The sequence below is a fragment of the Rhodococcus sp. NPDC060084 genome, from assembly GCF_042730335.1.
GTDB lineage: Bacteria > Actinomycetota > Actinomycetes > Mycobacteriales > Mycobacteriaceae > Rhodococcus.
Window position 1 is genome coordinate 54329 of the sequence record NZ_JBHWWX010000006.1, and the last position, 20521, is coordinate 74849.

Here is a 20521-nt window from a genome sequence, read left to right on the forward strand (position 1 = left end):
CACCGGAAAATCTGGGAAAGCCGTTTCGGCACCGCCCGGTAATCCCGATGTGTGAGACCGGCGGGAGACGGTTCGGGGCCCCGTGGCTTACTGGCGGATCTACGGGCACACCGGAACGACTTGGAGGAATCGCGTGAACGGATTCGAAGGCAGAGTTGCATTCATCACCGGCGCCGCACGAGGACAGGGCCGTGCGCACGCGGTGGCCTTCGCCGAGCGTGGAGCCGACGTCGTTCTCCTCGATCGTTGCGAGGACCGTGACGTTCTCAGCTACCCGATGGCCACTGCCGACGATCTTGCGGAGACCGCTCGCATGGTCGAGAAGGCCGGGACACGGTCCGTGGTCGTGCACGGCGATGTGGGGGATCGGGACGCGATGAACGCCGCTGTCGAGGCGGGTATCTCCGCGTTCGGCCGGATCGATATCGCGGTCGCCAACGCGGGGGTGACGCTCATGGGATCGGTTCAGCACACCACGACCGCACAGTGGGACGAAGTCCTCGGCAGCAATCTCACCGGAGTGTTCAACACCATCGGAGCGGTCGCGCCGGGAATGATCGAACGCGGCTACGGCCGGATCGTGACCGTCTCCTCGATGCTGGGCCGTCAGGGCGGCACCAACACTGCCGCCTATTCCGCCTCGAAGTGGGGCGTGATCGGCCTGACCAAGAGTGCCGCACTCGATCTCGCAAGGCACGGCATCACGGTCAACGCTGTCGCACCCGGCAACATCAGCACCCCCATGATCCACAACGAGACGCTCTACGGCCACATGCGTCCGGATCTGGAATCCCCGACAGCCGACGACGTCGAACCGGTCTTCCGCTCCCTCCACGTGCAACCCGTCGCGTGGCTCGATCCCTTCGAAGTCACGCGGGCAGTGCTGTTCCTGGCGGCCGAGGACAGCGTTCACCTCAGTGGCGTCGTGATCCCCGTCGACGCCGGCAACGCCGCCAGGACCAGCGGCTGACCTCGGTCAGGGGAGGCGGCGTGCGGAGATTTCGAAACCGGCGTCGCGCAGGCGCTCGGTCAGTACGTCGCCGAATGCGACCGCAGGCGTGAGGACTCCGCCGCCCGCATGCAGGGCGGACCCACCCGAGGCGAGCGAGAGCGCAGACTCCGCCAGCATGACAGCGGTCGCCTTGTAGCCGGGGTCGCCCTGCGCTGCGAACCGTGCGGTGTAGCGTGCGCCGGATTCTGTTGTCGTGTAGAGGTCGACGGTGAAATGGCCCGATTCCCGGGTCTTCTCGGACGGGCCTTCACCCGGAGCGGGCAGCACCTTGTCGAGCAGGAAACGGGTGGGCGGAAACGCCAATCCTGCCGCAAGTGCTCCGCTCCCCGCCGCGACCAGGCCGGCGAGGACCGGAGAGAACGCGGACGAGCCGACGCTCATGACCTCCCGGTACGCAAACTTCTTCCCGTACGCCCACCCGGTGAGCGCGTTGCTGCGGCGCACGACCCGCGTGTTGTAGGACGCCATGACGAACGGCGCCTTCCAGCCCGACAGTTCCGGGGCAATCGACTTGCCGTCGACCATCGCGAAGTCGTTCTGGCGCCCGAGGTCGGGTTCCTGTGCGGGGTCGGGGGACAGGGAGTACGGCCGGGCCGCGATCTTGCGGGCGGCAGAATCCTTGCGCACGGCGTCGAGTTGCAGTCGCAGCGAGTCGATCGTGCCCCCGCTGACCCCGCCGCGCAGCGACGTCAGTACGAACGTCGTGTCGGTGAGGGCACCGGCATCGTCCGCCTCCGCCGCCCGGAACAGCGCGTGGACGCCCAGATCGGAGGGGATGGAATCGAAACCGCACGAGTGGACGATGCGTGCACCCGTGCGCCGGGCGACGTCGTCGAATCGATCGATGCTCTCCCGGTGGAACAGCACTTCGCCGGTGAGATCGACGTAGTCGGTTCCGGCTTCGGCACACGCTTCGACCAGTGGCAGACCGTATTTGGCGTACGGGCCGACGGTGCTGATGACCACGCGCGTCGCGCGTGCCAGTGACGCCAGGGAGACCGGGTCGTCGGAGTCGGCTTCGATCAGCGGCCAGTCGGTGCCCAACTCCACACGCACTTTCTCGAGTCGATCGGCGGACCGGCCGGCCAGTCCGACGGCGACGCCGGTGGGCAGGTGCGCGGCGAGATAGGCAGCGGTCAGCCGCCCGACGAATCCGGTGGCGCCGTAGACGACGATGTCGAGGTCACGTGAGGCAGTCATGTGACTCACCCTACTGCCGGGTAAGTCCGGGTGCGAAGCGCGTCACATCCGTGGGACGTCGCAGAACCGACCGCGAGCGTGACGCCTCAGGGCGTCGGGTGAACTACCGGCACTCCCGAATCCGGCTCACGCTGCCTTGACGATCAGGACCGGAACCCCGACCTCGATCAGCAACCGCTGTAGCGGGCGTTCGAGGAGGAACTTGCCGACCGCGTTCTTGCCGCGGCTTCCCGCCACGACTCGTTCTGCTCCGGTGCGGGCCACGAGATCGATCACGGCGCCGACGCGATCACCGTCGTGCACCTCGGTGCACAGATCCCAGTCGTCGTTCCCGAGGACCTCGCGGACGGCGGCGCGCACCTTCTCCTCCTGTGCCCGGGCGACAGCACCGTCGTCGTCGAGAACGTGAAGGACGACAAGCCGCTCGTCCCGATCGGCCGCTTCACGCGCTGCGGCGACGAGTGCGGCACGACCCTCCGGGCTATCGGTATGGACCACAGCGACAGACATAACTCTCCTCGGGCGGTGGAACGGCGACGACCTTGTCCATTATCTCCGTGCTCGAGGTCCGCTCGCGTCACCTGACGGTGTGCAACGGGCCTCCAAACCGTGTTCGTGTCGGCCCGGTCGCAGACGCGGGCCGACACCCGGAGCATCACCACGGGGCGGGACGGTAGTCCTTGAGGAAACAGCCGTACAGATCCGTACCGGCCTCGCCTTGCACGATCGGATCGTAGACGCGGGCCGCACCGTCGACCAGATCGAGAGGAGCGTGGAACCCTTCCTCCGCCAGTCGCATCTTGGTGTGGTGGGGACGCTCGTCGGTGATCCAGCCGGTGTCGACTGCCGTCATGAGAATGCCGTCCTCGAGCATCTCCTCGGCGCTGGTGCGAGTGAGCATGTTCAGCGCGGCCTTGGCCATGTTGGTGTGCGGATGCCCGGCGCCCTTGTACCGGCGGCCGGCGAACTGACCCTCCATCGCGGAGACGTTCACGACGTACTTACGGCGGGCGGGGGAGGCCGCCATGGCCGGCCGCAACCGGTTGACCAGGATGAACGGTGCCACCGAGTTGCACAGCTGCACCTCGAGAAGCTCGAGCGGTTCCACTTCGCCGACGGTCTGCACCCAGCTGTTGGTGTGCACGAGATCGGGAAGCAGGCCGCCCGCGTCGACCGCAATGCCGGCGGCGACCCGTTCGGGTGTCGCCGACCCGGCCACGAGCGCGAGTGAGGTCAGCGCGTCACCGGACAACTCCGCGGGCAGTGCACCGGTCAGCGCCGCCGGATGCGCGTCGGAGGGCTTCCCGAAGGTGAGCACTTCGGGAAGCGGTCCCGCCGGCAAGGGGCCCGATTCGGCGTCGGCGAGCGCCGAGTAGGCACCGGGGGAGCGGCGCACGGTCTGGGCCGCGTTGTTGATGAGGATGTCGAGAGGGCCTTGCGCGGCCACGTCCTCGGCAAGTGCGACGACCTGGGCGGGATCGCGGAGGTCGATTCCGACCACACGCAATCGGTGCAGCCAGTCGCCGCTGTCCTCCATCGCGGAGAAACGGCGGATCGCGTCGTTGGGAAACCGGGTGGTCACGGTGGTGTGGGCGCCGTCGCGGAGCAGTCGCAACGCGATGTACATACCGATTTTGGCACGACCGCCCGTGAGCAGCGCGCGGCGACCCGTCAGGTCGGTGCGGGCGTCGCGTTTGGCGTGGTTCTCGGCCGCGCACGACGGGCAGAGCTGGTGGTAGAAGGCATCCACCTGCGTGTAGCGGTCCTTGCAGATGTAGCAGGGGCGCGGACGCAACAGCGTACCCGCACTCGCACCGCTCGTCGAGGAGGTGATCGGGACCCCGGCGGTTTCGTCGTCGATCCGCTGGGGAGACCCGGTGGCCGTCGCCGAGATCACCTCTCGGTCCGCCGCGGCCTTGCGCCCACGGGTTTCCTTACGCCGCATCTGCTTGAACTTCTTGAACATGTGCCCGACCGCGCGCTGCACGGTCACGGCGTCCGGATGCTCGGCGTGGAGTTCGGCGGCCTGGTCGAGAACTCTCAGGCAGATTTCGAGGTCGGCGGGATCGATGCGATCGGTACCGAAGGTCTCGCTGGTCGAAGTCAGGGTGTCGCTTTGGGGGTTCATCTGCCTTTTCCGTGTGGTGCTGTACCAATAATGATATCGGGCGTGGTTGTCGCGCCCGATATCGCTATGCCACACCAGGAGGAACGATGAGCCGGACCGTGACGACACGGACGTCGAAGAAGACCAGGTTTGCCGAGATGCCTCCGTGGAAGCAGGCACTGGTTCTGACACTCGCGTCGGTGCAGTTGTCCTTGGCGGCGACGGCCTGGGCGGACCTCGCGACACGTCCGGCGGAGAAGGTCAACGGCAGCAAACTCAAGTGGGCGCTGGTGATCGCGGTGAACTTCTTCGGACCGATCCGCTACTTCCGCAAGGGACGCCGACCCTGAACGGTTGTCGCGGACGCCGACAGCACGGAGTGAGGCCCCGAACCGACATGGTTCGGGGCCTCACTCGTCCGATGATCCGACTCAGCGGCGACGGTCCCGGACCTGCGCCCCTTCGCGCCGATGGACGGGCGCTGTGCCGGGCGTCGGCTGCCAGGTGCCCCGCTTTTTGGCGAGGTCGATCGCTGATTGCCCTGCCTCGGTCATCAGACCCTGCGCGACCATCCGCTCGGCGCGTTCCCGGTTCAGCGCACTCCACGTGCTCCTCGGCCGCCGGGGGCTGAACCGGAGCCGCGAGCTGTGTGCGTCGTGTTTGCGGTGCAGACCGTCGATCCATCCGTAGCAGAGTGCGTGCTCGACCGCCTCGTGGTATCGCAGGCTCGGCCTGCCGCTGCCTTTGTGCGCGATGATCAACCACACTTCGGTCTCGGACCGGCCGTGGGTGTCCAGCCATGCGCGCCATTCCTCGGCGTTGCTCGCCACGACATCCATGTCAGGAGCCCTTCGTCGACTCGACGATGTCGAGATAGTGCTGGTTGTACATCACGCCGAGCGCGTTGCCGAACGGATCGACGACCGACGCGGTGACGAACCCCGGTCCGCGCTCGGTCACGTCCTCGTGTGGCGTGGCGCCCATCGACAGCAAGCGTTCGTATGCCGCCTCGACGTCGTCGACGGCCCAGTAGGTCAGCGCCGAGCCGAGTTCCGCGCTGCCTCGGCCCGGAGGGGTGAACCGCCGATCGACGAATCCGAGTTCGTGCTGGAAGTCGCCGATGCGGAATTCTGCGTACGCCGTCGTCCCCTCTGCTTCACGGACGAAGTAGGGCTCGATGCCCAGCAGTTCGCTGTACCAGCTCACGGCAGAGTCGAGGTCGTCGACGACGAAATTGGTGGTGGTCAGTCCTCGCAGCATGGCAGCAGTTCCTTTCTCGTTTCTTTCCGGTGAGATCCACTTTTCTCCTCGAAGTGCTCATCAACTGAGCACTTTTACGGGGATAGTTGGGGCCATGCGCGCAGACCGGCTCGTCGCGGCCCTGCTGTTTCTCCAGCAGCGGGGGCGGGTGACCGCCGGGCAGCTCGCCGACGAACTCGAGGTGTCGGTGGCGACGGCCCGACGTGACCTCGAAGCGCTGTCGATCGCCGGGATTCCGGTCTACCCGCAACCCGGGCGTGGTGGTGGCTGGGCACTGGTCGGCGGCGCCCGCACGGACCTGAGTGGCTTGTCGGCCACAGAGACGCAGGCGCTGTTTCTGCTGGTCGGTCCGTCGGCCGCGATCTCGGGGGAGGCCAGGACCGCTCTGCGCAAGCTCGTCCGCGCCCTTCCTCAGACCTTTCGGGCCGACGCGGAAGCGGCTGCCGGTGCCGTGATGAGTGACCGCACGGGGTGGAGCCGGCTCGACCGGCCGCGGCCGCACACCGTCGACGTCTTGCAGAATGCCGTGGTGCGTCGCCGGAAGGTGCGACTCACCTACACCAACGCGCTGGGGGACCGCTCGGTGCGCTCGGTCGCTCCGTGGGGCCTCGTCGACAAGGACGAGACCTGGTACCTGATCGCGGGCACCGAGCGTGGGCAGCGCACCTTTCGCGTCGATCGGATCGCCGAGGTCGAAGCAACCGAGGAGATCGCAGAACGTCCCGACGACTTCGCGCTCGACCGGGCGTGGAACGAGGTGGTAGGCGAAGTCGAGCAGAAGCGTTCCGGGACTTGGGCGACCGTCCTCATCGAGACCCGCTACGTCCCGATCCTGCGTGACCACTTCGGTCGCCACTGCCACGTCGACGCCGAGTGCGACGACGGGCGCAGCCGGGTCCGGATCGCTGCACCCAGCCCGCGTGACATCGCTCGCAATCTGGCCGGTTGGGGTGGGGCGGTCGAGGTGCTCGCTCCTGACACCGTGCAGCGTGCGCTCGCGCGGATCGGGGCCGAACTCACGCAGCGGTACGGCGGCTGATGTTCTCGGCCGCCGTACTCGTCTCCGTCCTACTGTCCGGTGGTGAGTGTGCGCTGCCGGTTGGCTGCGTGCCGAAGCTGCAGGATCCGCAGGCCCCCGGTGAGTCCGACGATCACCGCTCCGGCGATCGCGGCGAACAGTAGTGCCACACCCAGCGGCAGCGAGAAGTCCCACCCGAACAGTTCGAGCGTGATGCTGTCGAGGTTCTGCAGGATGAACACCAACAGCAACAGCAAGATCAGGATGCCGGCCAGCAGTGCACTCCAGAGAGCACCGGTCCGGGTGTGCCTGATGCCTTTACGCCGTTCGAGGTCGGGGTGCAGATCACCAGGGGAGTCGGGGTCCGGCGTTGTGCCCGACGAAGGGACGGAGGCGCCGCTGCGCTGCGGGGAGGGGGAGTAGTCGGGATTCGACTCGCCTGGGCCTCGAGAGCTGGTTGACATGCCGTCGGGTACCCCTGCACCGCTCCGATTACTCCGATTCCGGGCGGGCATGTGCCCTTGACGTCGACTTCCGACCGAGCTCGGCAACCGGCAGAGCGAGAAATGAAATACCGCACCATACGGAAACCCTGGAAATGCAGAATCCAAACCCCAAAACCCCCTCACGGAGCGGGCCGGGATTCCGGCGGTCTCGCCGGCGCTCGGCGATCCGGCCGGAAACGGATGCGCTCCCGAGCTCGCCGAACGGTGCTCACGCCCAGACTGGGAGCGTGTCCGGCTGTCAGCTGTGCGTGGGGGTACCGAGCCGGACGATCGCTGCGCAGTCAGAGGAGTGAAGGACGATGAAGGCGACGACATGCGGTCGGATTCGTGCGAGGCATTCGGGTGCGGACGTACGAAAAACGAGGCCACAATCTCTTTCGGGTTCGTGACCTCGTGTGGTTGCAGTTCGTGGAACTGCCGGGAGTGTCCGAGGGGGGACTTGAACCCCCACGTCCGTTAATAGGACACTAGCACCTCAAGCTAGCGCGTCTGCCATTCCGCCACTCGGACCGACGTCCACGAGGGACATGCCGGTAGCACCCGCTCCCGCGGGCGCTGAAGAAACAGTAGCGCATGCCGGGGCCGATTCCCAAAACGCCTCGACATCGCGGAGGAACGGCCGTCGGGGCCGATCGGGAGCCACGAACGGGAGCTGCCGGCCCCACGACAAAGGCCCCGAACCTTGCGGTTCGGGGCCTTCATCGTCTGTCTCAACGCAGAGTGTCCGAGGGGGGACTTGAACCCCCACGTCCGTTAATAGGACACTAGCACCTCAAGCTAGCGCGTCTGCCATTCCGCCACTCGGACTCATGCTTGCGCCCGCTCCGGCGGGTGCTGTGAAAGACTATCCCACCGAGGCGCCCGCCCCAAATCGCCACCCTCACCTGCACTGATCCAGGACCGGGGCAATGGTAGACATGCATGCATGGCCACACATCCGAGTGCTCACCGTCCCTCCCGGGCAGAGTCGGAGGTCGTCGACCTCGTCTCCCGGTTGATCCGTTTCGACACGTCCAACACCGGCGATCCCGCGACCACCCGCGGCGAGCGCGAGTGTGCCGAATGGGTGGCCTCGCTGCTCGAAGAGGTGGGGTACGAGACCGTCTACGTCGAGTCCGGTGCGCCGGGTCGCGGCAACGTCTTCGCTCGTCTCGCGGGCGCCGACCCTGCCCGCGGTGCGCTGCTGCTGCACGGGCACCTCGACGTCGTGCCGGCCGAACCCGCCGACTGGAGCGTGCACCCGTTCTCCGGTGCCGTGGAGAACGGCTACGTCTGGGGGCGCGGCGCGGTCGACATGAAAGACATGGTCGGCATGATGATCGCGGTCGCGCGGTACTTCAAAGCCGAGAACATCGTTCCTCCCCGCGATCTCGTGTTCGCCTTCCTCGCCGACGAGGAGGCCGGCGGCAAGTACGGGTCGCAGTGGCTCGTCGAACACCGGCCCGACCTGTTCGACGGCGTCACCGAGGCCGTCGGGGAAGTGGGCGGCTTCTCGCTCACCGTCCCGCGTCCCGACGGCAGCGAACGCCGCCTCTACATGGTCGAGACGGCAGAGAAGGGAATGGGCTGGCTGCGGCTGACCGCAACCGGTGTCGCGGGCCACGGTTCGTTCCTCCACGAGGACAACGCCGTCACCGTCCTCTCGCAAGCCGTCGCCCGACTGGGATCCCACACGTTCCCGCTCGTCGTCAACGATTCGGTCGCGGAGTTCCTGGCTGTGGTGGGGGAGGAGACCGGACTCGACCTCGGTCCGTCGTCCCCGGACCTCGACGGCACCCTCGCGAAGCTCGGGTCGATCGCCCGGATCGTCGGCGCGACCCTGCGCGACACGGCAAACCCGACCATGCTGGACGCGGGTTACAAGGCCAACGTGATCCCCCGGACCGCGCATGCGATGGTCGACTGCCGAATTCTCCCCGGCCGCCTCGCCGAATTCGAACGCACCGTGGACGAATTGATCGGGCCGAACGTCACGCGAGAATGGATCACGAGCCTCGAGTCGTACGAAACCACCTTCGACGGCGATCTCGTGGACGCGATGAACGCTGCGATCCTCGCGCACGACCCCATCGGGCGCACCGTGCCGTACATGCTCTCCGCCGGGACCGACGCGAAGGCGTTCGCGCGACTGGGTATCCGGTGCTTCGGCTTCGCGCCTCTGCAGTTGCCGCCCGACCTGGACTTCGCTGCTCTGTTCCACGGGGTGGACGAGCGTGTCCCCGTCGACGCACTGCACTTCGGCACCCGCGTCATGGAACACTTCCTCATGCACGCCTGACCCAGTTGTATCCCGATCACGAAAGGACCGGTATGGCCTTCGATTACGACCCGTACAAGTTCCTGCCCGCGTTGCCGACGTTCGAGGTCACCAGCGAAGACTTCGCCGAGGGTGAGGAATGGAAACTTCCTCAGGCGAGCGGAGCGTTCGGGATCCCCGGCGGCGGTGACGTCTCGCCGCAGCTGTCCTGGTCCGGGTTTCCGGCGGAGACCAAGAGTTTCGTCGTCACGGTGTTCGACCCGGATGCGCCCACCGGTTCGGGATTCTGGCATTGGGCTGTCGCGAACATTCCGGTCACTGTCACCGAGTTGCCCACGGGCGCCGGGACTCCCGGAGCGCCGGGGCTGCCCGAGTCGGCTGTGACGCTCCGTCACGACGGCGGCGCGCACGGATTCATCGGCGCTGCGCCTCCGGCGGGTCACGGCTACCACCGCTACATCGTCGCGGTGCACGCACTCGACGTCGACGTTCTCGATGGTGTCACGGCCGATTCGAGCCCGGCGTTCCTCGGCTTCAACGTCTTCGGCCACGCCATCGCGCGCGGACTTCTCACCGGGACCTACGAGGTCGCCTAGATCTACAACGGCGGGTGACATCGAGGCACGTGATGTGCTGCGATGTCACCCGCCGTGACGGTTCCGCCGGGGGCTACACCCGGGCTCCCGCGCCGACGGCATCGGCGATCGACCGGTAGCCGTGGGCACGCAGTTTGCACGCGATGCCCTTGTTGATGCGGCGTGCCCACAGGCCGCCGCCGTAGATGAACCCGGTGTAGCCCTGCACCAGTGAGGCTCCCGCGAGGATGCGTTCCCACGCCTGCTCCGCGGTTTCGATGCCGCCGACGGACACGATCACCAGACGGTCACCGACGCGATGGTGGAGCCGTTGCAGAACCTCGAGCGAGCGAGCCGCCACCGGGGGACCCGACAGACCGCCGGCACCGATCTCGTCGATGCGCGCCCGGTCGGTGCGGAGACCGTCGCGGCGGATGGTGGTATTGGTCGCGACGATGCCGGCAAGCCCCAGTTCGAGCGCGAGATCGGCGACGGCGTCGATGTCGTCGTCCGACAGGTCCGGCGCGATCTTCACGAACACCGGCACCGTCACGGTCTCGAGGACGGCAGCGAGCAGTGGGCGCAGGGACGCGACGGCCTGCAGGTCGCGAAGTCCGGGAGTGTTCGGGGACGAGACGTTGACGACGAGGAAGTCGGCGAGTGGCCCGAGCAGGCGCGCGCTCTCGGTGTAGTCGGCGGTCGCGTCCTCTGCGGGCACGACCTTCGTCTTGCCGATGTTTGCGCCGATCGGGACGGTGCGGCGACGCTGCCGGAGCCGGTTGGCGGCCTCACCTGCGCCGTGGTTGTTGAAGCCCATTCGGTTGACCAGCGCACGGTCCGCGGGGAGCCGGAAGAGCCGGGGCGCCGGATTGCCGGGTTGTGCCTGCGCGGTGACAGTGCCGATTTCAGCGAATCCGAAGCCCAGCGGACCCCATACGTCCACACCCGTGGCGTCCTTGTCGAAACCGGCAGCGAGCCCGAGCGGCGCCGGGAAGTCCACCCCTGCGACGGTGTTGCGCAGGATCGGGTCGTCGGTGACGAGAACCTTCGAGACGAGTGCCCGGGTGGGCGCGAACCGCGTCACCAGACGCATCGCGAAGAACGCGAGGTGGTGCGCACGTTCCGGGGGGAGAAGGAACATCAGCCGAAGAAGCAAGCGGTACACGGACAACTCCCTGCGGGCCCGGCGGCGGCCGGGGTTCGGATCAGCGGACAGTGGGGTGGGGAACAGGTTGGCCGGTCTTGCGGCGACGCAGCAACACCCGGCGACTGCCGTCGGGATAGAGCCGCAGGCGCGTCAACTCCCAGCCGTGGAACTCGGCGGAGATCGCCAGGCGAAGCGACGCACTCACCCGCGACACGTCGCGCGGGAGCCGCAGCGGTGCGTATTCGTATTCGTCGTTACTGGTGTCCCAGTCGACGGGGAGTCGGGTGAACCGGCTGAATCGCTCGTTTGCCATCTCTACCCTTCGATCGGGATCCTCTGCAGTCCGTCGCCGGTCGCCGAGGCGATCACCAGCGTCCCATCAGCCGGGTCGACGGCAACCGAATTCGGCTGTCGCACGGTCGCGAAACGATGGCGTTCCTCCGCGGTCCCGGTCGACAGATCGTAGCCCACCACCTCGTTGCTTCCGGTCAACGTCACCCATACCAGATCACGCTGTTCGTCGTAGGTAACAGCGTACGGAGCGGGGCCGACGGGGTAGCGCTGCCGCAGGATGAGCGAGTCGATGGTGTAGACGAGCAGTTCCTCGCCGGTCGTATCGGTGACGAGTACGCGCCCGTACGGATCGGTGGCCAGCTGCGTCGCGCCGCGTCCGGCCCGCAACGCCGCACCGAGATGCGCGTCCTCGATATCGACCGAGGTGAGCGAGGTCTGTCTGCGGTCGAGAGCGGCGACCGAGTCGCCGCTGACGGCGATCAGGTCGGTCGAGGCGAGTCCCGAGATGGTCTCTTCGACCTCGCCGGTATCCGGCGCGACGACCAGGACCCGGCCGTCGGCCGTGCCCACCGCCCACCGGCCGTCGCTCAGGACCGCAGCCGAGAGAGCGTCGGCGTCCACGGAAACTTCGGTGACCGCACCGTCGCTGGTGTCGACCTGCGCCACGACGCCGGACCCGGGTGCGAGCACGGTGCCGTCCCGTCCGGCGACCACGGTCGCCGCCTCGGCAGGAAGGTCCACGACGCGGGGTTCGGCGGCGCCGTCGTCGAGCAGAAGCAGACGGGCTCCGTCGTCGGCGAGGGCGACCAACGTGCCGGTGTCGGGCTGGACGATCAGGGCATCGACCCGGTAGTCGAACGGGCGAACGTTGCCGGCGGCCTCGGGTGCCACGCTGGGGGCGGACGCGGGGGTGGCGGGTTCGATGGTCTGGATCGTGTCGGACGCATTCTCCGACGAGCAGCCGGCGAGTACCGCCACCGCGACTCCCCACACCAGCGCGGTCCCACGGATACCCGGTCTGCCCATCGTTCTCGCTCCTCGTCGTCGCGTCGCTTCACGCGCCGACACGTTCCGCGGCGGCGCGTTGCTTCCAGTGTTCCTGATCGCCGTTGCCTCGCCGCACCCGGCTCGGGGCGATCGCGGTGCCTGTGACGCCCGGCTCACATCCCGGAGGATGTGCCGGCGCGCCGCGGGAGCACGAGCGGAGTCCCGGTTTCCGGATGCTGCGTCACGCGAACCTGATAGTTGTAGACCCTCGCCAGGAGGTCTTCGGTCAGGACCGCGGCGGGTGGACCGTCGGCCGCGATCCGGCCGTTCTCGAGCACGCAGATCCGGTCCGCGTAGGCGGCTGCCAGGCCGAGGTCGTGCAGGACCACCACGACAGCGTGACCTCGGTCGGCGCGATCCCGCACGACCTGCATCACCGATTCCTGATGGCCGATGTCGAGGGCTGCCGTGGGCTCGTCGAGCAACAACGTTTCGGTGTCCTGCGCGAGTACCCGCGCGAGCGCGACCCGGGCCCGTTCGCCGCCCGAGAGCGCAGGGAAGGGTCGGTCGGCGAGGTGCGTGACGTCGCAGGTGGCGAAGGCGTCCGCGACGATCCGGTCGTCGTCGTCCTGCCGCGGTGTGCGCGACCATGCCGCACGTCCCATGCGCACCACCTGCCGGGCGGTGAACGGGAAACCGACGGCGTGGTGCTGCGGCAGCACCGCGCGCCTGCGGGCAAGGGCCAGGGGAGACCAGTCCCCGAGCGGTCGTCCGTCGACCTCGATGCGTCCGCCGCTGATCGGGAGGTCACCGGTCAGTGCGGCGAGCAGGGTGGATTTGCCGGCGCCATTGGGGCCGACGAGCGCGAGCACCTGACCGGCCCGCACCTCGAGGTCGACGCCGCGGAGGATCTCCCGGGTGCCCCGGCTCAGCCGTACCCCGGTGGCGCGCACGGTGGTGGTGCCGGGCCCGGATCGTGCCGGTACCGCGCGGTCCTCGCGTCGGTGCAGCAGGCGGCTCATGCCCAGCCTCCCTGTTGGGCGCGGGTGCGGCGCAGCATCCAGAAGAAGGCCGGGCCGCCGATCAGCGCCGTGATCATGCCGAGTGGCAGGTCGGCGTTTTCGACGAGGGTGCGCGCGCCCAGATCGGCTGCGAGGAGAACGACGGCGCCCGCCAGAACGCTCGCGCAGACGAGCACGCGATGCGCCGGGCCGAGGAGCATGCGCATCAGGTGGGGCACCACCAGACCCACGAACATGATGATTCCCGTGAAGGCGACTGCGGCGCTGACCAGCACCGCCACCACGACGATCGAGATCTGGCGGACCCGTTCGACCTCGACGCCGAGATGCCGGGCCACGTTTTCGCCGAGCGCGAGGAGGTCGAGTTTGGGAGCCAGCACGACGGCGGCCGCGACGCCCACGAGGGTCAGGGGCGCCACCACGGAGACGGTGTCCCAGGTGGCCCCGCCGAGGCTGCCGAGTTGCCAGAAGACGATCTGGTCGCGGGCGGCGGGATCGGCGACGAAGGTGAAGAAGGCGATGAGACCTCCGGCGACGGCGTTGACTGCGACCCCGGTGAGGATGACGGTGACGACCTCGGTACGTCCGTCGGAACGCGACAGCATGTAGACGAGCGCGGTGGTGACCAGACCGGAGAGCAGTGCCGCCCACGCGAGTGACCATCCGGAGGTGAACGCGCCGCCGAGCACGATGACCGCGGACGCGCCTACCGCGGCTCCGGAGGACACCCCGATCACGCCGGGTTCGGCGAGGGGATTGGCGAAGATGCCCTGCAGAAGCGCCCCGGAGCAGCCGAGCGCCGCCCCGACCAGCATGGCGAGCGCCACGCGCGGGAACCGCACCTCCCACAGCGTCACTTCGCCGGCGGGATGCGCGGGCATCGACCCGAGGTCCAGACCGATGCGGTGCAGCAGGCTTCCGACCACTTCCGCGGGACTTGTGGGCACCTGCCCGAGACATGCGGACACGACAGCGAGGATCAGCAGTGCTGCGCCGAGGCCCACGAAGACCATCGTGGTGCGTCCGATGCCTGCTTTCTCGACCGTCCCGCCGGGGGCCACCGGATCGTCGGCGGTGCCGCTGAGGGGGCCGCCGGGGCGACCCGCGGTCATGCGGTATCCGTCCGGTACAGCGCTTCGACGAGTGCCCCGAGCACTTTTCCGGTGTCGGGTCCGAAACTGAGCAACACCGAATCGTCCATGTCGACGATGTTCTGCGTCTTACCGGCGGGCGTTTGCGCCACGCCCGGAAGGGCTGCGAGACCGTCGGGGCCACCGACGGATTCGAGACTGTGCGTCATGATCAGGATGACATCGGGTGAGGACGCGATCATCGCCTCACTGGTGATGGGCACGAACTGGGATTCGAGGCCGGCGAGGATGCCGGCGTCGCGTGCGCCCGCGGCGGCGACCAGGGCATCTGCGCCCGATCCCGGTCCGCCGAGCATTTTGATCGCCGAACCCCGCAGGTACAGGAACGCGACGGTGAGATCGGGATGGTCGGACGGGACGGAGTCGCGTGCCGCGGTGATCTCGTCGAGAGTGCGCCGGGTCAGCGCCGCGCCGGCTTCGGGCACGCCGAGGGCTGCGGCGACCATCTCGATGCCGGGGGCGACGGTGTCGAGGTTGCGCTCGGGGTCGACGAACACCACCGGCACTCCGGTTGCGCGGATCTGTTCCTGCACCGCGAGCGGGCCGATGGAGGTGTCGGTGAGCACGACCGTCGGGCTCAGCGCGAGGACGGCTTCCGCGTTGAGGCTGTGGCCGCCCGGCGTCACGTTGGGAATGTGTTCGCCGGCAGGGAAAATCGCGGTCGACCGCCCGACGATGTTGCCGCCGAGACCCAGTGAGTGCACGGTCTGGGCGAGGGTTCCGGAGCGGTCCGCGACGACGATCCGGGAGACGTCGGTGACGGTGACATCCACGCCGTCGGCGCCGCGCACGGTGGCGGGCAGGGTCGGCGACGGGGTTGCTCCGATCGGACGGGGGTTGCGGTCGTCGACCACGGCGGTGCGGTGACCTGTCGCATCGGAACTGGACGGGCCGTCTCCGGCGGGTGAACTACACGCACCGGCGAACGCGGTGGCGACTACGAGCAGCAGCACGGTCAGCGTCGTGCGGGGCGAGACGAGCATCGTCAGGCCCGAACCCGGTAGCGGTCGATGCGTGCAGCAAGGTCCTCGAACAGCGCACGGTTGAGGCCGTAGGCGAGGATTGTCTCGTCGATCACTGCCTGCTGCTGGTCGCTGTCGAGCGGGGCGGCATCCAGGGTGGCGCGGTAGGCGTCCTTGAACGGCTTGGGCTTGGGGATGGCGTCGAAGATGTAGAACCGCAGACCGTCCCGTTCGTAGCCGTAGGCACGCTCGAGCATCCGGCGGATGATCTGTCCGCCGGACAGGTCACCGAGGTAGCGCAGGTAATGGTGGGCGACGAACGCTTCCGGCGAGGACGCCGCTACCTGCTCGAGACGCTGGACGTACGCGGTGGTCGCGGGGAGGGGAGTGATCCGGCTGCGCCAGTCGTGGCCGATCAGGAAGTCGAGGTCGGCTTCGAGGGCAGGGATACGAAGCAGGTCGTCCGAGAGCAGCGGCCCGACGATCGGATCGGCGGTGTAGGTGCGGCCGATGCGTTCGAGCGCGTCGTAGAGGAACCACGACTGCGCGATCAATTCGGCGTGGGCTTCGGCGGTGAGCGTGCCGGCGAGCAGTTCGGAGACGAACACGGAGTTCTCGGTGTCCCGGTGCGCCTGCTGTGTATCGATCTTGATGCGCTCGGCGAATCCGGCGACCTCGATTGCGGCCATCGGCCGACCTCCCTGCATTCCGAATGATCCTACCTACGGAGAGGGTAGCCTAACCTTTGCTGATTCGGCGAGGGCGATGCAGCCGGTTATGCGCTCACATCGTCGAGCGCGGCAGCGATTGCCGGCGGCAGCGCGAGCTCTTCGGCCACGAGCACCCCGGTGAGCTGTGCCAGGTCGCGCGCACCCACCAGAGTGGATGCCACCTGCGGCCGGTCCCGGACCCACGCCAGCGCCACCGCGAGCGGCGACGTTCCCAGCCCGTCCGCTGCCGTTGCCACCGCATCGACCACGCGTACCGCGGATTCGGTGAGGTAGCGACGCACTTCCTCGGTGTGCACCTCGTCCGCGCCGCGCGAATCCGCCGGCATTCCCGATCGATACTTGCCGGTCAGCACGCCGCCGGCCAGGGGCACCGCCGCGAACACTCCGACACCGTGATGGGCCGCGGCCGGGACCAGTTCCTCCTCGACGCCGCGCGCGAGCAACGAATACTCGACCTGCGTACACACCATCGGGGCCGGTCGCCGTGCCGCCGCAGCGGCGGTCGCCAGTTGCCATCCGAGGTAACCGCGCACCCCGACATACCGGACGCGACCGCTCGCGACCGCGAACTCGAGTGCGGAGGCGACTTCTTCGATCGGAGTGTGCGGATCCCACGTCGCGACCTGCCACACATCGAGGTGGTCGGTTCCGAGTTCCCGCAGCGTCGTATCGAGCTGGGTGAGCAACCCGCCGCGCGAACAGTCGACGCGCCCGGACCCGATCTTGGTCGTGTCGATGCCCGAGCTACCGGACAATACGAGTTCGTCCCGGGGGACGACGTCGTCGAGCAGTTCCGCGAGGATGCGCTGCGACACCCCGTCGCCGTAGGCCGGAGACGTATCGACGAGCGTGCCCCCGGCGTCGACGAAAGCCGACAGCTGCGCCGCCGCCTCGTCCCCATCGGTGCCGCGACCCCACGTCAAAGTGCCCAAGCCGAGCCGCGACACGCGCAACCCGCTCGAACCGACAGTCCTGTATTCCATAGCGACCGCACTACCTCCCCGGCATCGGGATCGTGCGGTACCGCACCGCGCTCCCCGGGTGGCAAGCCTAGTGCCGAGGCGTACCGAGGGTGTTCCGGCGCGCCGAGAGCACCGTTGCCACGTAGCCTTCCGCGAGTGAGGAACCAGCGCCGCGCCCTCTCCTGCTCGGCCGGGCACACGGAGGTCTCCGCATGATCGGCGAATCGATGACCTGGCTACAGACGATCGTGCTCGGAATCGTCCAGGGGCTGACCGAGTTTCTTCCCGTGTCGTCGTCCGGTCACATGCGCATCGTCTCCGAGGTCTTCTTCGGGGAGGACGCCGGAGCATCGTTCACCGCGGTGACCCAGCTCGGCACCGAAGCCGCGGTGTTCGTGTACTTCGCCCGCGACATCTGGCGCATCATCCGGGCCTGGTTCCGCGGGCTCGTGAACCGCGAGCGGCGCGCCGACCACGATTACAAGATGGGTTGGTACGTCATTCTCGGCACCATCCCCATCGGCATCCTCGGCATCGTCTTCAAGGACGACATCCGCACGGTTGCCCGCAACCTCTGGCTCGTCGCGACGATGCTCATCGTCTTCTCGATCGTGATCGCGGCAGCCGAGTACTTCGGCAAGCAGCGTCGCGGCGTCGAGCAGCTCACCCTCAAGGACGGTCTGATCATGGGGTCGGCGCAGGCGCTGGCGCTGATTCCCGGCGTCTCGCGCTCCGGCGGCACCATTTCGGCGGGCCTGTTCCTCGGCCTCACCCGAGAAGCCGCGGCCCGGTATTCGTTCCTGCTCGCGATTCCCGCGGTCGTCGCGTCGGGTCTGTTCAGCCTGCCCGACGCATTCGAGCCGGTCGGAGAGGGACTCAACGCATCCGGACCGCAGTTGCTCGTCGCTACCCTCATCGCGTTCGCTGTCGGTTACGCGGCCATCGCCTGGCTGCTCAGGTTCCTCGTCAACCACTCGATGTACTGGTTCGTCGGTTACCGCGTCGCGCTCGGCGTCGTGGTGCTCGCGCTACTCGGCACCGGCGTGATCTCTGCGACGTGATCGGCCGGTGACCCGCCGACTGTCTGCGGCGACGCCGCGTGGCGCGGCCTCTAGGCTGGATCCATGACGGTAATCCTGCTGCGCCACGGACGATCGACGGCCAACACCTCGCATGTTCTGGCCGGCCGTACCCCGGGTGTCGAACTCGACGAGGTCGGCCACATCCAGGCGAAGAATCTCGTCACCAGGCTGTCCGGGCTCGAGATCACCGAGATCGTGCGGTCGCCGCTGCTCCGGTGCCGGCAGACCGTGGAGCCGTTGAGCCACGACCGCGGACTGACCCCGGTGGTCGAGGATCGGCTCGCGGAGGTGGACTACGGCGGATGGACCGGCCGGGCCCTGAAGGATCTGCTGCAGGAGCCGCTGTGGAAAGTAGTTCAGCAGCACGCGTCGGCGGCGGTGTTCCCCGACGGTGAGGGCCTGGCCCAGGTGCAAGCCCGCGCGGTCGCGGCGATCCGCGAACACGACCGGCGCCTCGCCGACGCGCACGGCAAAGACGTCGTCTGGGTGGCCTGCACGCACGGCGACGTGATCAAGTCGATCCTCGCCGATGCGCTCGCCACCCACCTCGACGGATTCCAGCGGATCGTCGCGGAACCCGCGTCGATCTCCGTCGTCCGGTACACGGATACGCGACCGTTCGTGCTGCGCATCAACGACACCGGTTCGGACCTGTCCGGGCTCGCCGGGCCGGCCGCTCCCAAGTCGGTACCCGGCGGCGAGGTACCCGGCGGTGCTGCCGACGGCGACGAATCCGCAGGTGGAGAACCCGAAGGGAATACGGGCGGATAATGAGAATGTCCGGCATGGCAGAGTGGGTTGACTCGAGGAGGTGCGATGGCTCGCGCGATACACGTGTTTCGTACTCCGGACCGGTTCATCGCCGGCACCGTCGGTGAACCGGGGGACCGGGTGTTCTATCTGCAGGCCGTGCACGAGTCCCGGATTGTGAGCGTCCTGCTGGAAAAGCAGCAGGTGCAGATCCTGGCCGACAGGATGGGCCTGTTGCTCGAAGAGGTGCACCGCAGGTTCGGCACGGCGGTACCGGATGAACTGCCCGTCGACATCGATCCGCTGGTGACACCCATCGAAGCGGAATTCCGCGTGGGCACCATGGGCCTCGGCTGGGACTCCGACTCCGGGGCCGTGGTCGTGGAGTTGCTTGCCGTCACCGACACCGAACTCGACGAGTCCGTCGTCCTCGACGACACCGAGGAAGGCCCCGACGCCGTTCGGGTGTTCCTCACCCCGGTGCAGGCCCGCGAATTCGCCGCGCGCTCGGACATGGTGATCGCGGCAGGCCGCGCGCCGTGCCCGCTGTGTGGTGAGCCCATCGGCGGCGACGGCCACATCTGCATTCGCACCAACGGGTACCTGCGTACTCCCGGCTTCGATCCGGCGTCCTGGTTCGGCGAGGAGAGCTGACGGTGACCCCCGTCGCCGACCTGCGCACCGTTCTGACCGAAGGTGAACTCACCGTCATCGGTCAGATCGCCCACGCCAGCAACGCGACGCTGGTGTGCGATGCGAGCTACGGCGGCACCGTCGTCCGCTGCGTCTACAAGCCCGTGCGCGGCGAACGGCCACTGTGGGATTTCCCGGACGGCACCCTCGCCGGCAGGGAGGTCGCGTCGTACCTGATCTGTGAAGCGCTCGGCTGGGGCGTCATCCCGCTCACGGTGCTCCGCGACGGTCCGTTCGGCCCGGGGATGGTGCAACGCTGGATCGACACCCGCGATCCATCCGACGGCCCGGCCGACCGGCTGGACGTGGTCGATCTCTACCCGGCCGGAGCTGTGCCCGAGGGATGGCTGCCGATCCTCCGGGCCCGCGACCTCGACGGTGACGACGTCCTGCTCATCCATGCCGACGACCCGCGCCTGCACCGGATGGCGGTGCTCGATCTCGTGCTCAACAATGCCGACCGCAAGGGCGGGCACGCCCTCGAAGGTGTCGACGGCAACGTCTACGGGATCGACCACGGCATCTGCCTGCACCGCGACGACAAGCTCCGGACGGTGCTGTGGGGGTGGGCCGGCGACCCCATCGACCCCGCACTGCTCACCGACCTCGACAAACTCGCGCGCCGCCTCGAAGGTGAATTCGCCGACGTGCTGCGCGAGTACATCACCGCCGACGAGGTCGAGGCGCTGCGCCGGCGAATCGAGGCCCTCCTCGAGCATCCCGTCATGCCCCGGCCGCTCGGCGAGCGCCGGATTCCGTGGCCCGCCTTCTGAGATCCTGACCGCCGGGTGCCCCGGCAGGGGCG

Annotated in this window: 23 protein-coding genes and 2 tRNA genes; 9 read left to right on the forward strand and 16 right to left on the reverse strand. The window is 68.1% G+C overall.

Annotated elements, in window-relative coordinates; all coding sequences use genetic code 11:
* Nucleotides 1-133 precede the first annotated feature (133 nt).
* Nucleotides 134-970: a mycofactocin-coupled SDR family oxidoreductase gene (locus ACFWBU_RS05415; RefSeq protein ID WP_169621956.1), complete on the forward strand. Its 837-nt coding sequence runs from the start codon at nucleotides 134-136 to the stop codon at nucleotides 968-970.
* A gap of 6 nt (nucleotides 971-976) precedes the next feature.
* Here ACFWBU_RS05415 and ACFWBU_RS05420 read toward each other — a convergent pair whose 3' ends face one another.
* From ACFWBU_RS05420 to ACFWBU_RS05430, 3 genes are all read right to left on the reverse strand, one after another.
* A complete protein-coding gene (locus tag ACFWBU_RS05420; protein WP_169621957.1) occupies nucleotides 977-2212 on the reverse strand; it encodes a trans-acting enoyl reductase family protein in 1236 nt (411 codons plus the stop codon).
* A gap of 126 nt (nucleotides 2213-2338) precedes the next feature.
* Nucleotides 2339-2722: a universal stress protein gene (locus tag ACFWBU_RS05425; RefSeq protein ID WP_169621958.1), complete on the reverse strand. Its 384-nt coding sequence runs from the start codon at nucleotides 2720-2722 to the stop codon at nucleotides 2339-2341.
* Between the two features lie 145 nt (nucleotides 2723-2867).
* Nucleotides 2868-4340 carry an SDR family NAD(P)-dependent oxidoreductase gene (locus ACFWBU_RS05430; protein WP_169621959.1) on the reverse strand — a complete coding sequence of 491 codons (1473 nt, stop codon included), beginning with the start codon at nucleotides 4338-4340 and terminating at the stop codon, nucleotides 2868-2870.
* A gap of 86 nt (nucleotides 4341-4426) precedes the next feature.
* Here ACFWBU_RS05430 and ACFWBU_RS05435 point away from each other — a divergent pair, with 86 nt between their 5' ends.
* Nucleotides 4427-4669 (forward strand): PLDc N-terminal domain-containing protein, encoded by a 243-nt coding sequence (locus ACFWBU_RS05435; protein WP_169621960.1) that lies wholly within the window; start codon nucleotides 4427-4429, stop codon nucleotides 4667-4669.
* Nucleotides 4670-4750: 81 nt separating this feature from the next.
* Here ACFWBU_RS05435 and ACFWBU_RS05440 read toward each other — a convergent pair whose 3' ends face one another.
* Complete coding sequence (locus ACFWBU_RS05440) at nucleotides 4751-5158, reverse strand: YdeI family protein (RefSeq protein WP_378527725.1); 408 nt, start codon at nucleotides 5156-5158, stop codon at nucleotides 4751-4753.
* A gap of 1 nt (nucleotide 5159) precedes the next feature.
* Nucleotides 5160-5579: a VOC family protein gene (locus ACFWBU_RS05445; protein ID WP_169652112.1), complete on the reverse strand. Its 420-nt coding sequence runs from the start codon at nucleotides 5577-5579 to the stop codon at nucleotides 5160-5162.
* 94 nt (nucleotides 5580-5673) lie between these two features.
* Here ACFWBU_RS05445 and ACFWBU_RS05450 point away from each other — a divergent pair, with 94 nt between their 5' ends.
* Entirely contained in the window at nucleotides 5674-6618 is a 945-nt protein-coding gene (locus ACFWBU_RS05450) for a YafY family protein (RefSeq protein WP_169621963.1), read from the forward strand.
* Between the two features lie 29 nt (nucleotides 6619-6647).
* On the opposite strand, the gene ACFWBU_RS05455 is transcribed toward ACFWBU_RS05450, so the two are convergent.
* The 3 genes from ACFWBU_RS05455 to ACFWBU_RS05465 all read right to left on the reverse strand — a co-directional run bounded on the left by ACFWBU_RS05455 (nucleotide 6648) and on the right by ACFWBU_RS05465 (nucleotide 7910).
* Nucleotides 6648-7061 carry a lipopolysaccharide assembly LapA domain-containing protein gene (locus ACFWBU_RS05455; RefSeq protein WP_169621964.1) on the reverse strand — a complete coding sequence of 138 codons (414 nt, stop codon included), beginning with the start codon at nucleotides 7059-7061 and terminating at the stop codon, nucleotides 6648-6650.
* 466 nt (nucleotides 7062-7527) lie between these two features.
* A tRNA-Leu gene (locus ACFWBU_RS05460) sits at nucleotides 7528-7613 on the reverse strand.
* 211 nt (nucleotides 7614-7824) lie between these two features.
* Nucleotides 7825-7910 (reverse strand) — tRNA-Leu (locus ACFWBU_RS05465).
* 118 nt (nucleotides 7911-8028) lie between these two features.
* Between ACFWBU_RS05465 and ACFWBU_RS05470 the strand changes: the two genes are divergently transcribed.
* Together ACFWBU_RS05470 and ACFWBU_RS05475 are read left to right on the forward strand one after the other, a co-directional pair.
* A complete protein-coding gene (locus tag ACFWBU_RS05470; protein ID WP_378527727.1) occupies nucleotides 8029-9381 on the forward strand; it encodes a M20/M25/M40 family metallo-hydrolase in 1353 nt (450 codons plus the stop codon).
* A 32-nt stretch (nucleotides 9382-9413) separates the two neighbouring features.
* Entirely contained in the window at nucleotides 9414-9956 is a 543-nt protein-coding gene (locus tag ACFWBU_RS05475) for a YbhB/YbcL family Raf kinase inhibitor-like protein (RefSeq protein WP_169622206.1), read from the forward strand.
* A 73-nt stretch (nucleotides 9957-10029) separates the two neighbouring features.
* On the opposite strand, the gene ACFWBU_RS05480 is transcribed toward ACFWBU_RS05475, so the two are convergent.
* The 8 genes from ACFWBU_RS05480 to ACFWBU_RS05515 all read right to left on the reverse strand — a co-directional run bounded on the left by ACFWBU_RS05480 (nucleotide 10030) and on the right by ACFWBU_RS05515 (nucleotide 17212).
* Complete coding sequence (locus ACFWBU_RS05480; RefSeq protein WP_378527729.1) at nucleotides 10030-11100, reverse strand: quinone-dependent dihydroorotate dehydrogenase; 1071 nt, start codon at nucleotides 11098-11100, stop codon at nucleotides 10030-10032.
* Nucleotides 11101-11140: 40 nt separating this feature from the next.
* Complete coding sequence (locus ACFWBU_RS05485) at nucleotides 11141-11395, reverse strand: DUF5703 family protein (protein WP_169622208.1); 255 nt, start codon at nucleotides 11393-11395, stop codon at nucleotides 11141-11143.
* Nucleotides 11396-11397: 2 nt separating this feature from the next.
* Entirely contained in the window at nucleotides 11398-12402 is a 1005-nt protein-coding gene (locus ACFWBU_RS05490) for a hypothetical protein (RefSeq protein WP_378527731.1), read from the reverse strand.
* A gap of 134 nt (nucleotides 12403-12536) precedes the next feature.
* Entirely contained in the window at nucleotides 12537-13385 is an 849-nt protein-coding gene (locus ACFWBU_RS05495; protein ID WP_378527732.1) for a heme ABC transporter ATP-binding protein, read from the reverse strand.
* Nucleotides 13382-14398, reverse strand: a complete 1017-nt coding sequence (locus ACFWBU_RS05500; protein ID WP_378527786.1) for a FecCD family ABC transporter permease — start codon at nucleotides 14396-14398, stop codon at nucleotides 13382-13384. The genes ACFWBU_RS05495 and ACFWBU_RS05500 overlap by 4 nt, the downstream gene beginning before the upstream one ends.
* A 95-nt stretch (nucleotides 14399-14493) precedes the next feature.
* On the reverse strand, nucleotides 14494-15519 hold the full coding sequence (locus ACFWBU_RS05505) for a hemin ABC transporter substrate-binding protein (protein WP_169622211.1): 1026 nt from the start codon (nucleotides 15517-15519) through the stop codon (nucleotides 14494-14496).
* Between the two features lie 2 nt (nucleotides 15520-15521).
* Nucleotides 15522-16187, reverse strand: coding sequence for a heme oxygenase (biliverdin-producing) (locus ACFWBU_RS05510; protein ID WP_169622212.1), 666 nt, complete (start codon nucleotides 16185-16187; stop codon nucleotides 15522-15524).
* Nucleotides 16188-16273: 86 nt separating this feature from the next.
* Complete coding sequence (locus tag ACFWBU_RS05515; RefSeq protein ID WP_378527733.1) at nucleotides 16274-17212, reverse strand: aldo/keto reductase; 939 nt, start codon at nucleotides 17210-17212, stop codon at nucleotides 16274-16276.
* Nucleotides 17213-17406: 194 nt separating this feature from the next.
* Here ACFWBU_RS05515 and ACFWBU_RS05520 point away from each other — a divergent pair, with 194 nt between their 5' ends.
* The 4 genes from ACFWBU_RS05520 to ACFWBU_RS05535 all read left to right on the forward strand — a co-directional run bounded on the left by ACFWBU_RS05520 (nucleotide 17407) and on the right by ACFWBU_RS05535 (nucleotide 20489).
* The gene (locus ACFWBU_RS05520; RefSeq protein ID WP_378527787.1) at nucleotides 17407-18252 is read left to right on the forward strand and encodes an undecaprenyl-diphosphate phosphatase; all 846 of its coding nucleotides are present in this window, start codon (nucleotides 17407-17409) and stop codon (nucleotides 18250-18252) included.
* Nucleotides 18253-18315: 63 nt separating this feature from the next.
* A complete protein-coding gene (locus ACFWBU_RS05525; protein ID WP_296550128.1) occupies nucleotides 18316-19044 on the forward strand; it encodes a histidine phosphatase family protein in 729 nt (242 codons plus the stop codon).
* 45 nt (nucleotides 19045-19089) lie between these two features.
* Nucleotides 19090-19677: a DUF3090 domain-containing protein gene (locus tag ACFWBU_RS05530; RefSeq protein ID WP_169622216.1), complete on the forward strand. Its 588-nt coding sequence runs from the start codon at nucleotides 19090-19092 to the stop codon at nucleotides 19675-19677.
* 2 nt (nucleotides 19678-19679) lie between these two features.
* Entirely contained in the window at nucleotides 19680-20489 is an 810-nt protein-coding gene (locus tag ACFWBU_RS05535) for an SCO1664 family protein (protein ID WP_296550125.1), read from the forward strand.
* Nucleotides 20490-20521: the final 32 nt, after the last annotated feature.

What these genes read in the sequence shown, in the direction of transcription:
- ACFWBU_RS05525 (WP_296550128.1), top strand. Translation starts at nt 18,316, where the DNA reads ATGACGGTAATCCTGCTGCGCCACGGACGATCGACGGCCAACACCTCG.
- ACFWBU_RS05495 (WP_378527732.1), bottom strand. Translation starts at nt 13,385, where the DNA reads ATGAGCCGCCTGCTGCACCGACGCGAGGACCGCGCGGTACCGGCACGA.
- ACFWBU_RS05450 (WP_169621963.1), top strand. Translation starts at nt 5,674, where the DNA reads ATGCGCGCAGACCGGCTCGTCGCGGCCCTGCTGTTTCTCCAGCAGCGG.
- ACFWBU_RS05455 (WP_169621964.1), bottom strand. Translation starts at nt 7,061, where the DNA reads ATGTCAACCAGCTCTCGAGGCCCAGGCGAGTCGAATCCCGACTACTCC.
- ACFWBU_RS05530 (WP_169622216.1), top strand. Translation starts at nt 19,090, where the DNA reads ATGGCTCGCGCGATACACGTGTTTCGTACTCCGGACCGGTTCATCGCC.
- ACFWBU_RS05485 (WP_169622208.1), bottom strand. Translation starts at nt 11,395, where the DNA reads ATGGCAAACGAGCGATTCAGCCGGTTCACCCGACTCCCCGTCGACTGG.
- ACFWBU_RS05470 (WP_378527727.1), top strand. Translation starts at nt 8,029, where the DNA reads ATGGCCACACATCCGAGTGCTCACCGTCCCTCCCGGGCAGAGTCGGAG.
- ACFWBU_RS05500 (WP_378527786.1), bottom strand. Translation starts at nt 14,398, where the DNA reads ATGGTCTTCGTGGGCCTCGGCGCAGCACTGCTGATCCTCGCTGTCGTG.
- ACFWBU_RS05510 (WP_169622212.1), bottom strand. Translation starts at nt 16,187, where the DNA reads ATGGCCGCAATCGAGGTCGCCGGATTCGCCGAGCGCATCAAGATCGAT.
- ACFWBU_RS05435 (WP_169621960.1), top strand. Translation starts at nt 4,427, where the DNA reads ATGAGCCGGACCGTGACGACACGGACGTCGAAGAAGACCAGGTTTGCC.
- ACFWBU_RS05515 (WP_378527733.1), bottom strand. Translation starts at nt 17,212, where the DNA reads ATGGAATACAGGACTGTCGGTTCGAGCGGGTTGCGCGTGTCGCGGCTC.
- ACFWBU_RS05425 (WP_169621958.1), bottom strand. Translation starts at nt 2,722, where the DNA reads ATGTCTGTCGCTGTGGTCCATACCGATAGCCCGGAGGGTCGTGCCGCA.
- ACFWBU_RS05490 (WP_378527731.1), bottom strand. Translation starts at nt 12,402, where the DNA reads ATGGGCAGACCGGGTATCCGTGGGACCGCGCTGGTGTGGGGAGTCGCG.
- ACFWBU_RS05440 (WP_378527725.1), bottom strand. Translation starts at nt 5,158, where the DNA reads ATGGATGTCGTGGCGAGCAACGCCGAGGAATGGCGCGCATGGCTGGAC.
- ACFWBU_RS05430 (WP_169621959.1), bottom strand. Translation starts at nt 4,340, where the DNA reads ATGAACCCCCAAAGCGACACCCTGACTTCGACCAGCGAGACCTTCGGT.
- ACFWBU_RS05445 (WP_169652112.1), bottom strand. Translation starts at nt 5,579, where the DNA reads ATGCTGCGAGGACTGACCACCACCAATTTCGTCGTCGACGACCTCGAC.
- ACFWBU_RS05505 (WP_169622211.1), bottom strand. Translation starts at nt 15,519, where the DNA reads ATGCTCGTCTCGCCCCGCACGACGCTGACCGTGCTGCTGCTCGTAGTC.
- ACFWBU_RS05475 (WP_169622206.1), top strand. Translation starts at nt 9,414, where the DNA reads ATGGCCTTCGATTACGACCCGTACAAGTTCCTGCCCGCGTTGCCGACG.
- ACFWBU_RS05420 (WP_169621957.1), bottom strand. Translation starts at nt 2,212, where the DNA reads ATGACTGCCTCACGTGACCTCGACATCGTCGTCTACGGCGCCACCGGA.